We start from the raw sequence: 15,558 nt of genomic DNA, 5'->3' as shown, positions 1-15,558 counted from the left end.
TTACTGCGCTCCCGAGGGCTGTTTGCTACTGAAATCCATGCTCATTGTGCATCTGAGGCCATCCGGTTCGAACCGCAGTTCGACCGGATATCCGAGTTCGTGGGCTAGACCTCGGTTTAGAACCCGTAGACCGAACCCTTGGCGGTCCGGTTCAGACGTCGGAGGTCCGCCGCGCTCCTCCCAAAGAATGCTGCATACCTCCTGGCATTGCCATGATAATGCGACCCGACCAACCTGGTTCGAAAGTGAACCGTGTTTGATCGCATTGGTCAGCAACTCGTTGAACGCCATGGAAAGCGCCAGAGCTTTTTTCGGATCGATGCGGATCGCAGCGCCTTGGATCGAGACGCGCCCGTCCTCAATCCAAGCGGTAAGAACCGTTTGAGCGATATCGCTCAGGTTTACGGCCTGCCAAGCCTCCCGCGTAAGCAAGTCGTGCGCCTTGGCAAGAACGAGCAGACGAGTGTTAAAAGCCTGGGCGAACGCCTCGGGCGTTTCGGAGCTTTTCAATGTTTGCTCCGCGAGGGAATTCACGGTAGCCAGGGTGTTCTTCACCCGATGATTGAGCTCTCCCACCAAGAGCTTCTGCCTCTTCTCCGCCCTTCTTTCCTCTGTTCGATCCCGGAAGATCTTGAGGTAGCGATCAGGCCCGCTCTCCTCGACACGAAGCATGACACCTGAGCCCCAAAACCGTGACCCATCCTTGCGATAGTGCCAACGCTCGTTCGCGGCACGTCCCGTTTCGGCCGCGGTTCGCATTTCCTGTTGTGGGATTTCCAAGGCTCGATCCTCAGGATTGAAGAAAATACTGCCGGAGAGACCAAGGACCTCGTTGTCGAGATAGCCCAAAAGGCGTTCAGCGCCACTGTTCCAGCTTGCGATCCGTCCGTCGGCGTCGAGCGTTATGATGGCATATTCGCTCGCGCTGTCGAGGATGACACGCAACCGTTCATTGGTGCGGCGAAGTCCCTCTTCGGCACGTTGATGCGCCTCTTCCGATTGCTTCCGCTCGATGCTGAACCCGAGTTGCCGGGCGATAGTGAGGCACAGGGTGGCTTCGTCAGCGGTATAGACGTGAGCGACGTCGCGGTAGGTCATGAATTTGCCAACGACGATGCCATCGACGGTCACAGGAATGAATGCGAGGGAGCGGATACCCTCCCCTCGTATGGCGTTCTTGAGCGCCTGAGGCTCGTCAGAAAGCTCTATGTCGCTTACGAAAATGGGAATAGGATCTCGATCTCCCGGCTTCCACGGCGAGTGTCCATCAACTGCCCGACGATAGTCCTCCGAGAGCCCGCGGGAAGCGACGAATCGCATCACTCCGTGGCGGTCAAAAAGCAGGATCGAAGCCCGCGAACACCCCAGCGCCCGCTCGATCGCATCGAATGTCGCATCGAAAGCATCGGTCTCGGACTCTGCGCGGTATAGTCCGTCCGTCAATTGGAACAGCGCCTCCAACTCGTCGGCCTTCTTAATCCAGGGCGTGTCGTCGGCAGGTTCACGTTGGCTCATATGCGCCCCGCTGGGACGAGCCCGTACGGGCTCGGTTTCGATAGGGACTGCGACAACGAGCGTTTATATTTCCGCAGGCCCGGGTAAAGTTTAGGTGTGGCAGGCAGACCGGAATTCAAGCCCGAGCAGCGTCGAGTCCCGTCCGCAGGGCGAATGAATATCTCTGGTCGCGCGCCCTTATAGAATGAGCGATTAACCTATTAAATGGGACGTCGGCGAGTACCGATTTTAGGAGCAACCGGGAATGGGCACTAACCCCGGTAAACTGCTCGATTAGCAGCTTTATGCCAGCACACCACAAACAAAAGTGCGTCAAGCGTCCTTGCGGGGACCGATCAGTTTTTTAAACTAGCTAGCGGGATGCGGAGCGCCAGACAAAGCCCATCTGTCCGCCAATTTCGCGCCAGCGATCCGTTCAATCCCAAGATTGCCGCTTTCTCCAACGTTGTTCCAAATCCCGTCCTTTCGGAGCTCTGGGACAACGGATGTGATCCGTGTTCACTCCACTTGACGTGAAGTTCTTCGTCGAAAGTCGAAAGGTCGATGCTCAATTGCCCCGCAGGGCCGGAAAGGGCACCATACTTGACAGCGTTGGTGGTCAGTTCGTGCAGAAGGAGCGCCATTGACGTCAGTGCCTTGTCGCCGAGGGGAGCGTCCGTTCCGGAGATCAGGATTCGAGAGCCGTGAGCGTGGTCGTGTGGCGCAACGATCGCCTTCAACAGAGCCACAACCGTCGTCGCAATATCTCCGCGATCGTCCTCCCCGACAAGGTCGGGCAGCGTAAGTTCGTGGGCGCGAGACAGTGCGTGTAGCCGCGACCGTAGATCAGCCTCTAGATCGGAAACGGTTGTGGCTTGCCTGGCGCTCACCGAGATCAACCCGGCGGTGAGGCTGAACAGGTTCTTGATGCGGTGATTGATTTCCCGCAGCAGAATATCCTTGTGCTCTGCTGCCTGCTTAAGCGCCTGCGCCTGGGCAGCGAGTTCATCTCGTTGAGCGGCGAGTTGCTGCCTTTGCCGGTACAGTTCGAAGAACACGTCGACTTTGCTTGACAGAACGTCCGGTTCAATCGGCTTTTGGATGAAGTCCACCGCGCCAGCCTCGTAGCCGCGAAAACGGCGTCGGCCGTCTGCAATACCCGCCGTCACAAAGATGATGGGAATGTGTCGCGTGCGTTCGTTGCCGCGCATCAACTCGGCAAGTTCGAAACCGTCCAGACCCGGCATCTGAACGTCGACAAGCGCGAGCGCCACGTCTTGTCGAAGCAGGATCTCAAGCGCCTGATCGCCGGACCGCGCCTTCATGAGAAGGCGATCGTCTCGGCGGAGCAGTGCCTCCAGCGATATGAGATTTTCCTCGAGGTCATCGACCAGTAGAAACGGGACGGGCTCCATAGTTGTTCTCAGACCTCTTTCAAGTATTCGGCAATGGCATCGAGCGACAGGACGAGGGCGCTCGGGCATGATTGGATTGCAGCTTCCGGCATGGCGCGAGCGTGAGCGCCTTCGGGGTTTTGCACGATCACCGTTCCGCCTGCATTGTGGACAGCCGCCAGGCCGTCTGCCCCATCTCGGTTGGCGCCGGTCAGGACAATCGCGATAAGATCCGGCCCGAAGGCATCGGCAGCACTTTCGAAAAGTATGTCGATTGACGGGCGGGAGAAGAGGACAGGCTCATCAGAGGAAAGGGACAGGTTCCTGTCCGTTTCAACGAGCAGATGATAGTCCGGCGGTGCAAAATAGATCGTGCCGGCCTCGAGCGACTGTTTGTCCTCGGCCTCCTCGACAGGCAACCGGCACTTTGCACGAAACAGGTCGACCATAAGGCTCGGCCTGTCGGATGGAACGTGAACGACCACGATCACGGGCAACGGGAAGCTTCGCGGCAACGCCGGCAGGATTGCCGAAAGTGCTTCGACAGCCCCCGCCGAAGCGCCAATGATCACCGCTTGAGCTTTTGCTGGCGTCATTCGACACGCCTTTGGTAGATCTTCTCCTCACGCACGAAATCCGTGAACGCATCGGCATGAAGGGAAAAGCGCAAATTCTCCTTGGCGCCGAGCCCGAGGAAACCTTTGCGAGCGAGCGAGTCCTTGAAAAGACCCACCGCGCGGTCCTGAAGCGCGCGGTCGAAGTAAATCATGACGTTTCGGCACGATATGAGGTGCATTTCTGCAAAAACGGCGTCGGTCACCAGGCTGTGATCCGAAAACACGACATGGCGGCGCAAGGTCTTATCGAACAGCGCCTTGCCGTATGCCGCCTGATAGTAGTCCGACAACGATGATTTTCCACCCGATTTGCGATGGTTCTCGGTGAAAAGCTGTATCCTGTCGAGTGCATAGACGCCGGCCTCGGCCGCCTCCAGCGCTTCATGACTGATGTCAGTGGCATAGAAGATCGTTCGATCTTCGAGGCCTTCTTCGCGAAACAGGATAACCAGCGAATAAAGCTCCTCGCCGCTGCTGCAGCCAGCAATCCACACCTTCAAGGAAGGGTAGGTCCTCAAGTGGGGAACGACCTTTTCCCGGATCGCCTGGAAGTAACTCGGATCGCGAAACATCTCGCTCACTTGGACGGTCAGAAAACGCAGCAATTGCGGCAGCATTGCCTGATCGTGCAGAAGTCCCTCCTGCATCGCCGAGAAAGTATCGAACCCCAGTTGTTCGCGCGCCTTTTTCAGGCGGCGCTTGATCGAGGCCATCGCATAGTTGCGAAAGTCATAGTGGTATTTGAGAAACAGTGCTTCCAGCAGCAACCGGATTTCGATGTCTTCTACCTTTTCAACGGCGGTGGCTTCGCTCATTTGGGCATCCATACACGCACCAGCGACAGCAGCCTGTCGACGTCCAGCGGCTTGGCCATGTAATCATTCGCCCCAGCCTCAATGCAGCGCTCCTGATCGTCCGGCATTGCCTTGGCGGTCAGCGCAATGATCGGCAACTTCTTCCAAGTCGGGTTCCTTCGGATTTCAGCGGTCGCGACCAAACCATCCATCACAGGCATCATGACGTCCATCAGCACGAGCTCAATCGGGCGCCCGGGGCCAGATGAAGCTTTTTCGAGAACCTCCAGTGCCTCGCGGCCGTTGCGCGCGATCTCGACGATCGCACCGCGCGGTTCAAGAATGTTGGTTAGCGCGTAGACGTTTCGGATATCATCTTCCACCACGAGAATGCGACGCCCCTCCAACAGCGCATCGCGGTTGCGCGCCTTGCGGATCATCTTTTGCTGTTCGTCCGGCAGTTCCGATATCACCTGATGCAGGAACAGGCTCACTTCATCGAGCAGTCGCTCGGGGGATTTTGCCCCCTTGATGATGATCGACTTCGAGAAGCGCCTCAACTTCTGCTCGTCATCCGCCGAGAGTTCGCGTCCAGTATAGACGATGACAGGCGGGAAGGCATAAGCGCTCTGTGAGCTCAACGTCTCCAGCAACGAATATCCCGACGCGTCAGGCAACGACAGGTCAAGCACCATGCAGTCGAAAGTCTGGTGCTTCAGGAGGTCAAGGCATTCGGCGGCGGTGCTGGCGGTCACCGTCTCGACGTCCTGCGTGCCGATCAGTTTTGCCACCGCTTCGCGCTGCACCGGATCGTCCTCGACGACCAGGACGCGATGCATTTGTTTCGTAAACCGCGCCTCGAGCTTTTGCAGAACCTTCAACAGTTCTTCTCGATTGACGGGCTTGATGGCATAACCGGCAGCCCCGAGAGAGTAGGCACTCTCGGCGTGATCGCTCCCCGACACGACATGGATCGGGATATGACGGGTCAAGACATCATGCTTCAGCCGGTCGAGGACGGCGAGGCCCGATTGGTCCGGCAACCCTATATCGAGCACGACGGCGCTTGGCATGAATTCCTTCGCAAGCAAAAGCGCCTCTTCGGCGGTTGCCGCGACAATTGCCTGGAAGCCCATTTCCCGCGACAGATCACGCACGATGCCGGCAAAAGTGTCATCATCTTCGATTACCAGCAGCACGCGTTTTGTATTTGTCAGAACATCTCGGTCGTCGTCGATCCGGCGGATCGGCCTGGGCGTAACCGTACCTGCCTTTTGCGCCGTGACCGTCGTTGCGAGCGTTCCTGGACTTGGCGCAAGAGCTGTCGGCTTGGCCACATCGAACCGTTCCCCGATGGTAACGGTAAACGTACTACCCCGTCCCGCCTGGCTTTGAAGCACGATCGTTCCGCCCAAAAGCCGCGCCAGTTGCCGAGAGATGGAAAGGCCGAGCCCGGTGCCGCCATACTTGCGGCTGATTGTGCCATCGGCCTGGTGGAAGGCATCGAAGATCGCCCGCTGATGTTCCTGTGCAATTCCGATTCCGGTGTCGCTGACGGAGAAGCTAACCTTGCCCTCGCCAACCGAACCAATCACCAAGGTGACCTTGCCGGTCTCGGTGAACTTGATCGCATTTGAAAGCAAGTTCTTGAGAATTTGTTCAAGCCGCAACGGATCGGTCTCGATAGTGAGCGGACATTCCTCAGCAAGTTCAACGGAAAACCCGAGTTTCTTCTCGGTCGCCAGCGGCAGAAACACCTGACGAAGGTTGCCGGCCAGTCGCTCGAGCGAAACGGTTTCCGGCCGGATTTCGACATGCCCGGCCTCGATCTTGGAGAGATCGAGAATATCGTTGATCAGGTTCAAGAGATCATTGCCCGAGGATTGGATCGTCTTGGCAAACTTCACCTGCTCCTCAGTCAGGTTTTCGTCGGGATTGTCCGCAAGCAGCTTGGCCAAAATCAAGGAAGAGTTCAGCGGCGTGCGCAACTCGTGGGACATATTGGCAAGGAAGTCGGATTTGTATTGGCTTGCCTGCTCTAGTTCCTTCGCCTTGGCCGATATCGATACGTTCGCGCGCTCCAGCTCGTCGCGCTGAGCCTCAAGCCGCTGGGCTTGTGTTTCCAGCTGAGCATTGGTCTGCTCAAGTTCAATTTGCTGCTGCTCGAGGTGCGCCTGAGATTCCTTCAGCGCCCGCCCCTGCTCTTCAAGCTCTTCGTTTGAAACGCGCAGCTCCTCGCTTTGCGTTTGCAACTCTTCGGACTGCCGTTGCGTTTCCTCCAGCAGGTCGTGAAGCTGGCCGCGATAGGTCGCTGCCTTCACGGCAATCGCGATAGCCTCCGATGCGCGGTCAAGAAAGGTGACGATGGTCTCGTCGATTGGCCCAAGAAAGCCGAGCTCGATCACCGAATTCACTGAACCATCGACCTTTCCGGTCTGGATCGCGAGATGGCGTGGTTTGTCCATCCCAAGCCCGGAACCGAAGGCCAGGTAACCATCCGGGACATCGTCGACGACGATTGAACCCCCTTCCGCAACCGCTTGACCCAAGAGGCCTTCGCGGGGTCGAACCGTCATTGGCAAGTTCGCCTCGGGCGGAACGCCACGACTACAAGCCCGCTGGAACGAACCATCACCGCGAATGAAGATCGCACCGGCAATGGCGCCTGCGTAAGGCGCCAGGAAGTCGAGAATACTTTTGCTCAGCTGCTCGATCGACTGATCGCCCATCATCGCCGACGCCAACCCGACCTGACCAGCCTGAAGCCATTCATCCCTTCGGCGGACGATCGTGGCCTTGCGAATGAGGAGGGCGATTGCTGCGGTCAAAGCAATTCCGAGAAGACCAGAAAGCAGAGTGCTGAGCCGCGCAGTCTTCTGCGCATTCTCCATTTCGGCCAATCGATCAAGGCGCACTTCCAGCTCAGCGCCCGACATGGCCGCAATCTGCGCGCGGACGGCATCCATTTCGATCTTGCCGCGATCGGAGTTTACCATCGCAATCGCCGCCTCAAGACCGTCGGCCCGTCTCCGATCGATGGTCGCCCCGAGTTCCGCGAGCTTGGCGTCCACATGTTGCCTGAGAGCCACCAGCCGCTGACTTTGGCCCGGATTGCTCGCAGTCAGTTGACCGATCTGATCGAGTTTTGGCCGAATGGCGCGAACTGCCGCGTTGTAGGGGGCAAGGTAGCCCCCACTATTGGTCAACAAAAACCCACGCTGACCGGTCTCGGCATCCTGAACAAGCGACAGCAGTTCGTCGAGAGAAACAATGGCAACGTGGGTTTGTACAATCCTCTCGTTGCCCCGTTGCAGGGCCTCCAGGTTGAGATAGGCAACGACGCTGCTTGCGACAAAAAAGAAGAGGGTGCCTGCCAGGCCGAGGGCCACGCCCGCTTCTAGGCCCAAAAGCGCGCGGAACGAGCGCGAACTCAAGCTCGATCTTCTGGTTGCGGTGGCGGACATTCAGACTCCGAGGAAAGAGCAAGCGTTGAGTGGAAACAGCGAACGTGTGCTGACGGTGCGTGGCTGGATTGCGAAGACGTTCTGGTTCAGCGGCGGTTCCTGCCGAAGTCGGAATTCGACCAGCCCTGACGGATTCGCGCTGATTCTATGTTGCATTATCAAACCTGCCCGCCGAAGCGTACAAACTTTTGAAATAACAGGCCGTTTGTTCACCCGTCTGCCCCCAAAACCTTTCCCGCTAAACCGCGGAATGCTGAATTTGCGAGCTCTAACTATGGCTCCCTCGTTCTTTTTCCATCTCCCTGCCGCCACCTCATTCTCGCCAGGCACCGCCTGTCACATTTTGGTGACAGTGCACGGTGGTCACTGCAGTGATTTCACAGAGAGAAGCGCGGCCACTCCAGGAAGCGGTCCGCGGGCCCGACCAACCGCCACCGGGCAAATCCGTCTCCGTGGGCGGATTCCACCTTGGCGTTTAGGGCCTGCGGCACTGTCCTCTTTAGCACGACCGCGCCAAAACCCGAGCGCGGCAACTGATAGTCGCGACCTTCAGGGCCAGGGTGCTCATCCCAAGACATCGAAAAGGCAAGGCCTGCCGGGGAAGTGGCCAGCGCCCAGGTAATTGAAATCGTGCCGGCACGCGACCGCAATACGCCGCCCTTTGACGAATGAAGGGCTAACTCGTGGATCGCCATCCCAAGATTTTCGATTGCAGCTGGGGCAAGCGCGATGCCCGGGCCAGAAATCTGACAGAACGCTTCAGCATGAAACGCTGCGATCTGCTTTTCGACCAGGCCTCTTAGATCTGTTGCTTGCCAATCTGCCGACGCAATCAGGTCGTGGGATGCCGAAAGGGCCCATATGCGGTTTTCAAGGTCCTTCTGGAAAACCGCAGGTTCCGTTTCTTCGCTCCTGCTCTGCCGGATCATCGAAAGAATGATGGCATAGTGGTTCTTGACCCGGTGGTTGACCTCCCGCAGCAGCAGGCGAATTCGCCTTTCACGGTCCTTTGCGGATGTGATGTCGCGCGCAACCTTGGATGCTCCGATGATGCGGCCCTTGGAGTTGCGGATCGGGGAGATCGTCAGCGAAACGGTTACAAAGCTGCCGTCCTTGCGCTGCCTGACGGTTTCGAACGGTTCAATCCTTTCACCTTTGCGCAGGCGCTGCAGCAGATCTCGCTCTTCGTCGTAAAGATGAGTGGGTATGATCGTCAGGATTGATCGCCCGACCATCTCCTCGGCTGAGTAGCCGAACATGCGTTCGGCTGCGCCGTTCCAGGTTCGCACGGTACCATCGAGATCCTTGCTGACGATGGCGTCGAAGGACGACTCCACAATGGCCGCAAGCCTCGCTCGCAAGATATCTTCACTCCCCGCCTTGTCGAAAGAACCCAAGGGCATAGCTTACTGCTCCAACTTCACGAACATTCCCTTTCCCAAGGGCTACCAACCCCGTGGAAAGACGTGGACGTTGTTATTGTTCCAATGCCCTGAGCAACGAAAGCATGAGCGCTACGCGCCGGTCGCGATCACCGGAGTGCGGACGGCTGAACGGGTTCGATGTGCACTTGATCGATGCAAGCAAGGAAACGCCGACATTGAGGGGCTGGACCGGCCGGCTGGACATCAGGAACTTGCGCTGTCTCTCGACGTTACCTCTGTCAGAGAAATGCTGCCGCGTCCTTGCGAGGCCGACAGCAACCTTGAGAGGGAAAGATGACCAAGGGCGGGACGCGGGCCGATTTTGACCATGGCCGCTTCGCGAAGGGCCTCGCACGCGGCTTCGCCGGCGCGTTGCTTTTTGCGCTGCCTATGTTCCTCACGATGGAAATGTGGGAACTCGGCCTCTACATCGACCGCGACCGGCTGCTTATTTTGCTTGTGGTCAACATTCCGCTGCTTGTCCTCCTTGCGCGTCGGATCGGCTTTGAAAATGTATCGACGTGGCGCGAAGCGCTGCGAGACGCAAGCATTGCATACTGCCTGGGTATCGCGGCGAGTGTCTTTGTACTTTTCATGATTGGCGTCCTAAAGATTGGCCAGGCCCTGCCGGAAGTGCTTGGAATGATCGCCATTCAGGCGGTCCCAGCCAGCATTGGCGCCTTGCTCGGCCGCAGCGAACTGGGGACACGAACCGAAAGCGGCGAGGACGAGAAGGATCCGATCGGCGAGACGCGGGGCGATGGTTACGGTGGCGAACTTTTTATGATGGTCGTTGGGGCTCTGTTTCTCGGTCTCAACGTCGCCCCAACCGAAGAAATGATCCTGATATCCTTTAAGATGTCGCTGTGGCACGCCATTGCCGCAATCTTGGCGTCGATCCTGCTGATGCATGGCTTCGTCTACGCCCTGTCTTTCATAGGCGGCCATGAACTCGATGAGAACACACCTGGCTGGCATGCCCTTATCCGCTTCACAACGCCGGGTTACGTCATCGCATTCGCGATCAGCCTCTATTGCCTATGGACGTTTCATCGGCTGGACGGCCTCGATCCAACACAAGCGATTGTCGCCACGGCTGTCCTCGCCTTCCCGAGCGCAATCGGCGCAGCCGCAGCGCGCCTCATTCTGTAGGTAACGTGATGGCAAAGACCCCGAAACCAGGCTCCGTTGAAAATCGTCGAGCGCATTGGATCGAATGGACGACCGGTGCGGTTTCCACCATCCTGATCACGGCGCTTATTGGCTGGATCAGCTATCAGGCTGCAACCCAGGCCGATGGGCCTCCGGACCTCTCGGTGACGATCGTCAGCAGCGCGGGGAGTGCTGGCGGATATCTGGTCATGTTCGATGTTAACAATGCAGCCGACCGAACGGCGGCCGCCGTCGTCGTACGTGGCGAAATCACCGACAACGATAATGTCATAGAGACCGCGGAGATCACGCTTGACTACGTGCCTGCGCGATCGAAGGCGCGGGGTGGACTGATCTTTCGCAACGATCCTGCAGGTCGCTCCCGTGTTTCCGCGACCGGTTTCAGCGAACCGTGACCGACGACGTGCGCCAGGGCGGTGTCAAGGAACCTGTTTGTGCTCTCGCGGTTAGGACCTGAACGCCAACGGGAGTGCACGATGACTTTGACGCTCAACGACATCTCCAACGAACTGAAGAATATCGACTTCGGCATGCTTTCGACAAAGAAGGCAGACGGAACCATCTCCAGTCGACCAATGAGCAACAATGGCGACGTGGACTATAGGGGGGACACCTGGTTCTTTTGCTTTGAGCAGTCACAAAAAATCACCGAGATCAAGGCAGATCCGAAGGTAGCCCTGACTTACACCGCTCGTCCGAGCCTTCTCGGCAAACCCGGTATTTTCATTGCAATCCAAGGGAATGCTTCGCTCGTGGGTGACAAGCAGACGTTTGCCGAGCATTGGATGAGCGAGCTTGAAAGATGGTTTCCCCAAGGCGTGGACACCCCCGGTCTTTTAATGATCAAGGTTCACGCGTCGAAAGTCACCTACTGGGATGGCGATGAGACGGGGAGCATCTTCGCCCCTGACGACCACCCACAAGACTAGCGCGCAAAGCCCTCCGTTCTATGCACCGGCACCCGCGCTCGCTGTTCACTCTCAAGGCGGCCAAAAGCCCATAAAAAGCGCACATCTAGACCCACAGTTGCACGCGCTCCTAACGCACCAAACGCTTGGATGTTCCTTGAAAAAACTTCGCTTTTCGGCCCGCTATCAACGGAACAGAACGACCCGTTTTGCCGTTCAATCGCGGTGAACGCCGGTGTCGTATCGGCCCAATGGAGAACATACAAATGCTGAAACGGATTGCTACTTTCGCCCTCATCGCGGCATTTGCCAGCCCCGCTCTGGCACAGCAAAAGGTCGTTTGCGATGAAGCTTCAATCGCTAAGGCCGAACAGCAAGTCGCGCAAATCTCCGACGGCGCAAAAAAGATCGAGTCCACCAAGGAACTCACCATGGCGAGAGATGCCATGATGGCGAACGACATGGAGAAATGCACGTCGCATCTCGACAATGCCATCAAGGGCATGGACGCCATGTAGAGTCCGTCTGAAGGGAGCATTGATGCTGAAGCGCAGTGTTCCCTCAGTCTGCTGCATATAATCCATCATGCTGCTCACCGGGTCGAAACGAACGGAGATGTGGCTCTTATGATCTCAAATTTTTCCTCCGGATGCCCGCATCTCGAGGATCGAAACGAGGAACAAAATCATGAAAAATATCCTGCTCGCCGCGGTCTTCCTCGGCGTATCGAGTTTGGGCGCGCTCGCGCAGACCGCCACACCTCCCGCTACAGCAGATGGTGATACGCCTGCCGTGGCAACACCAGACACCACCAATCCAACAGCGCCCGTCGCCGGCGCCAACAGTTTCACTGAAGAACAGGCCAAGGATCGCCTTACTGACGCCGGCTACACCGATGTGACCGGTCTAAAGCTCGACGACAAGGGCGTCTGGCGCGCAACTGCCTCGAAGGACGGCAAATCCATGCAGGTCGCGCTCGACTACCAGGGCAACATTGTTGCCAACTAACTCCAGAACGAGGAAATCCCCATGAAAACCGTTAGTGGACTTTTTGACGACTATTCGGACGCCCGCGCCGCTGTGTCAGCCCTTGAAGATCGCGGCGTGCCGTCGGACGACATCAGCATCGTTTCCAACAATGTTGGGGATCGGTACGGCACTGCAAACGAAAGCAACGCGGCTGAAGGCGCTGGGACAGGCGCCGGTGTCGGCGCTGCGGTCGGTGGCATTGGCGGCCTTTTGACTGGCCTTGGGGTCATGGCCATCCCGGGTGTCGGTCCGGTGGTCGCAGCCGGTTGGCTTGCCGCGACCGCGGCGGGTGCTGCCGCCGGCGCGGTAGCAGGTGGTGCCGCCGGCGGGATTATCGGAGCGATGACGGATTCGGGCGTTCCGGAAGAACATGCCCATGTCTATGCGGAAGGCGTACGGCGCGGTGGCGCGGTCGTCACGGCACGGGTCGACGACGCGCTCCAGGCGGATGCCGAAGCGATCCTGCGCCGCGGTAGCTGGGTCGACCCGGTGCAGCGTCGAGCTTCTTATTCCGAGCAGGGCTGGCGGCGCTTTGATCCGACGCTCGCTCCCTATACTCCCGATGAGGTTGAACAGGAGCGGCGGCGCTACAGGCGCTGATGTCCCCAAGGCGTCTTCTCGGGTCCTAAATTCATCCGTTGCCGGCATACCGGCATAATGCCGCTGGCAACGGATAAGCATTGCCTAAACCAACGAGGCAGGGCCTGCAGTCGGCTAAACTGTCTCGAGGTTCATTGAGCCGGGCCCGACAAACAGCACCATCATTCGTCTCAACAAATAACGGAACAAGTGCGTAGCTCACTCGTTCAAGAAATGTACCTGAAATAGCAATGGAGCGTCCCCAAAATGGATTGGAACCGTGTTGAAGGCAACTGGAAGCAGATTAAGGGTAAGGTCAAGGAGCAGTGGGGCAAACTCACCGACGATGACCTCGACCAGATCAACGGTAAACGCGAGCAACTCGAAGGCAAGATCCAGGAGCGTTATGGATATGCCAAGGATCAGGCGAGGAAAGATATCGACGACTGGTATTCAAACCAGCGTTTCCATTGATCCAAAGCTACCTCCACTCTTTATCTTCAAAGGCCGCCGTTCCGGCGGCCTTTCTGCTTGCTGCCTGGCTTCAAAGCTCAGCGAAAGGCAAACAATTCGCTATCTGGGTCGCGGTAGCCCAAAATCTCTGACGACACGACCTCCGCAGCGATCTGGCTGTAGGTAATGCCATTGCCCCCATAACCCATCACAGCATAGACATTCTCCAGCCCCGGAACGTTTCCGATAAGCGGCAATCCGTCAGAGGTAATGCCAAAAGGCGCGGCCCAAAGATAATCCGGTTCGCCGATTGGTATTTCCAGGAGCGCCGACAGCTTTGCGCGCAAGATCTGGGATTTGGCTCTAAGCTTGATAGGGTCCGCAAATGCGGTGGCGCTTTCTTCGTCCTCCCCTCCAACAATCAGGCGACCATCCTTGGTCGAGCGAAAATAGAGGTATGGATCGGATGCCTCCCAAAGAACATAGTTCTTAAGCCAGTCAGGCCGTGGATGGTGCGGCTTAGTCGCAAGCGCCCAGGTGGATACCATCCGATGGCCTTGGTGGGCCACGACGTCGAGAAACTCGTAGCCCGTGCAAAACACAACGTGCTTGGCCAGTATGATTTCGCCTGTCGAGGTCGCAGCGGCGTTCCATCCTTCAACGCTGCGTACGTCGGTAATCTCCGTGTCGCCTATGAGCGAAACACCGTCCCTCTGGGCTTTGCGCCACAAGCCGGCTGTCAATTGCGCCGGATTTGCGGCTGCAGAAATATCGGACTCGATTGCCGCAGTCCGATTGAGACCGAACTCTTCGCGCAAGCAAGCAGACTTGAGAAACCTTGCTGAAATGCCAGCGCTCTGACGTGCGTCAGTCTCCAGGCGAAGCGCTCGGGCACCATGGGCATTGCCGGACAGATAAAGAGACTTCTTTCGTTCAAAGCCACAGTCGATTCCAAGATTATCGACGAGCGTAATCAGTGTTTCCACTGCTCTTGCGGAGCGTTGCCATGCGCGCCGCGCCTTGTCCTTTCCAATCATCGAGGTGAGCTGGTGGAGCGGCACATCGATCTCGTGCTGGATCATCGCAGTGCTCGCCAAAGTGCTGCCTTGTACCGGGCCGCGTCGGTCGACGACGAGAATTTTCATGTCTCGCTTGGCAAGGGACAACGCCATCAGCGCCCCTCCGATGCCACCGCCGACGATCAGCACATCGACTTTGTCAGCGGAGATGCGACTTTGCGCGACAACCTTGATATGACGCGTGTTCAACCACAGTGGCCGATTGGACCGCAGTTTGCGCTTTCGCGTGATTTTCTCCAACTCTTTGCATCTCCATGTTCCGGTAGAGGTTGGATTGCCGGACGAACGCTCATTCTTCCGCTTTACTCTCGCTATCCATCGGGATCGCGATCCCTTGAATGCCTCAGCCGTCGCAACGCACGCCCGGGAGAGGCCGGTGCCGCCGAAGAATGTTCGTGCCGCAGTTGACTTGCGGGCTGCTCATCGCCCCGACACGGGCCGCACGCTGTTGCTCGCTTCGAGGCGCGCATCTTGGGATGGATAAAGGCAGTGCCTTCGAGGGCCGTTGTAGGGCTGGTAGGTGTTGTCATCGGCTCGATACGACTGATAGCGGACGGTACACGAGACGGTACGCGGTTCGGCCGTCGCGTAGCCCACGAACCGCCGATCGATTTGCGCCGTCCGGTCTTTGTGGATCGGGTACATGACCGCGTAAGGCGACTGGCACGTTCGTATTTGTCCACCGTATGAGCGGTACGCGTTGGTTTCGGGGTTATAGGACCGGTAGCGGCTTGAGCACCAATCGCGGTGGGCTGTCGAGAGGCCGGTATGGGAGGTCACCAAGGTTGGAGCGGTGAGTGCCAGACGCCCCGATGTTCGCTTCGCCGAAACCGGGTTCGTGACGTAAGTGGAATAGACGGGCGGCAAACGCTGGTAGTTCTGCTGGCTCCGGTCGATCCGGACCGGTGTTGCGGTCCAAAGATCTGGAGCCGAAGCCGACTTCAGCAGAGGAGGTTCGGTGGGCTTGGCCAGCACGAGTGAGGCGACGGACGCAGCCGCGGCGCTGGCGCAAACGGACAATGCGATGCCAAATGCCAGCGATCCGATCGCTTTCATGGTTTTGCTCCTCTGCCCGTCACTGGGAATGCCTTTTGGTATCAGCGCGAAATCGAAAGCGATTGAATTTCCAACGAAAACGCCTTGCCGCGAC

15 protein-coding genes are annotated in these 15,558 nt (G+C 57.8%); 7 read left to right on the top strand and 8 right to left on the bottom strand.

Annotated features, from left to right (window positions below; translation table 11 throughout):
* From OVA00_RS36160 to OVA00_RS36135, 6 genes are all read right to left on the bottom strand, one after another.
* Complete coding sequence (locus tag OVA00_RS36160) at nucleotides 1-1,515, bottom strand: sensor histidine kinase (protein ID WP_268090779.1); 1,515 nt, start codon at nucleotides 1,513-1,515, stop codon at nucleotides 1-3.
* 335 nt (nucleotides 1,516-1,850) lie between these two features.
* Nucleotides 1,851-2,909: a response regulator gene (locus OVA00_RS36155; protein WP_034794882.1), complete on the bottom strand. Its 1,059-nt coding sequence runs from the start codon at nucleotides 2,907-2,909 to the stop codon at nucleotides 1,851-1,853.
* Between the two features lie 8 nt (nucleotides 2,910-2,917).
* On the bottom strand, nucleotides 2,918-3,484 hold the full coding sequence (locus OVA00_RS36150) for a chemotaxis protein CheB (protein ID WP_034794885.1): 567 nt from the start codon (nucleotides 3,482-3,484) through the stop codon (nucleotides 2,918-2,920).
* Entirely contained in the window at nucleotides 3,481-4,320 is an 840-nt protein-coding gene (locus OVA00_RS36145) for a CheR family methyltransferase (RefSeq protein WP_034794888.1), read from the bottom strand. The genes OVA00_RS36150 and OVA00_RS36145 overlap by 4 nt, the downstream gene beginning before the upstream one ends.
* Nucleotides 4,317-7,763 carry a response regulator gene (locus tag OVA00_RS36140; protein WP_051659320.1) on the bottom strand — a complete coding sequence of 1,149 codons (3,447 nt, stop codon included), beginning with the start codon at nucleotides 7,761-7,763 and terminating at the stop codon, nucleotides 4,317-4,319. Before OVA00_RS36140 ends, OVA00_RS36145 begins: the two co-directional genes overlap by 4 nt.
* Nucleotides 7,764-8,140: 377 nt before the next feature.
* On the bottom strand, nucleotides 8,141-9,166 hold the full coding sequence (locus OVA00_RS36135) for a PAS domain S-box protein (RefSeq protein ID WP_268090777.1): 1,026 nt from the start codon (nucleotides 9,164-9,166) through the stop codon (nucleotides 8,141-8,143).
* A gap of 315 nt (nucleotides 9,167-9,481) precedes the next feature.
* On the opposite strand from OVA00_RS36135, the gene OVA00_RS36130 reads away from it, so the two are divergent.
* From OVA00_RS36130 to OVA00_RS36100, 7 genes are all read left to right on the top strand, one after another.
* Nucleotides 9,482-10,339, top strand: a complete 858-nt coding sequence (locus OVA00_RS36130; protein ID WP_060608044.1) for a TIGR02587 family membrane protein — start codon at nucleotides 9,482-9,484, stop codon at nucleotides 10,337-10,339.
* Nucleotides 10,340-10,347: 8 nt separating this feature from the next.
* Nucleotides 10,348-10,755 carry a TIGR02588 family protein gene (locus OVA00_RS36125; protein ID WP_034794896.1) on the top strand — a complete coding sequence of 136 codons (408 nt, stop codon included), beginning with the start codon at nucleotides 10,348-10,350 and terminating at the stop codon, nucleotides 10,753-10,755.
* A gap of 81 nt (nucleotides 10,756-10,836) precedes the next feature.
* On the top strand, nucleotides 10,837-11,289 hold the full coding sequence (locus OVA00_RS36120; protein WP_034794899.1) for a pyridoxamine 5'-phosphate oxidase family protein: 453 nt from the start codon (nucleotides 10,837-10,839) through the stop codon (nucleotides 11,287-11,289).
* Nucleotides 11,290-11,534: 245 nt separating this feature from the next.
* Nucleotides 11,535-11,786, top strand: a complete 252-nt coding sequence (locus tag OVA00_RS36115) for a hypothetical protein (RefSeq protein WP_034794901.1) — start codon at nucleotides 11,535-11,537, stop codon at nucleotides 11,784-11,786.
* Between the two features lie 169 nt (nucleotides 11,787-11,955).
* The gene (locus OVA00_RS36110; protein WP_060530546.1) at nucleotides 11,956-12,276 is read left to right on the top strand and encodes a PepSY domain-containing protein; all 321 of its coding nucleotides are present in this window, start codon (nucleotides 11,956-11,958) and stop codon (nucleotides 12,274-12,276) included.
* Between the two features lie 21 nt (nucleotides 12,277-12,297).
* Nucleotides 12,298-12,897, top strand: coding sequence for a general stress protein (locus OVA00_RS36105; RefSeq protein WP_060530547.1), 600 nt, complete (start codon nucleotides 12,298-12,300; stop codon nucleotides 12,895-12,897).
* 246 nt (nucleotides 12,898-13,143) lie between these two features.
* A complete protein-coding gene (locus tag OVA00_RS36100; RefSeq protein WP_034803410.1) occupies nucleotides 13,144-13,350 on the top strand; it encodes a CsbD family protein in 207 nt (68 codons plus the stop codon).
* A 77-nt stretch (nucleotides 13,351-13,427) separates the two neighbouring features.
* Here OVA00_RS36100 and OVA00_RS36095 read toward each other — a convergent pair whose 3' ends face one another.
* Entirely contained in the window at nucleotides 13,428-14,648 is a 1,221-nt protein-coding gene (locus OVA00_RS36095) for an NAD(P)/FAD-dependent oxidoreductase (RefSeq protein ID WP_268090776.1), read from the bottom strand.
* A 180-nt stretch (nucleotides 14,649-14,828) separates the two neighbouring features.
* Nucleotides 14,829-15,464: a BA14K family protein gene (locus OVA00_RS36090; protein ID WP_082584573.1), complete on the bottom strand. Its 636-nt coding sequence runs from the start codon at nucleotides 15,462-15,464 to the stop codon at nucleotides 14,829-14,831.
* Nucleotides 15,465-15,558: the final 94 nt, after the last annotated feature.

Origin of the sequence: Ensifer sp. SL37 (genome assembly GCF_026672675.1) — a bacterium.
Lineage (GTDB): Bacteria > Pseudomonadota > Alphaproteobacteria > Rhizobiales > Rhizobiaceae > Ensifer > Ensifer adhaerens.
The sequence above is the reverse complement of the archived record's forward strand: the minus strand, read 5'-3'. Positions and strand labels throughout refer to the sequence as shown.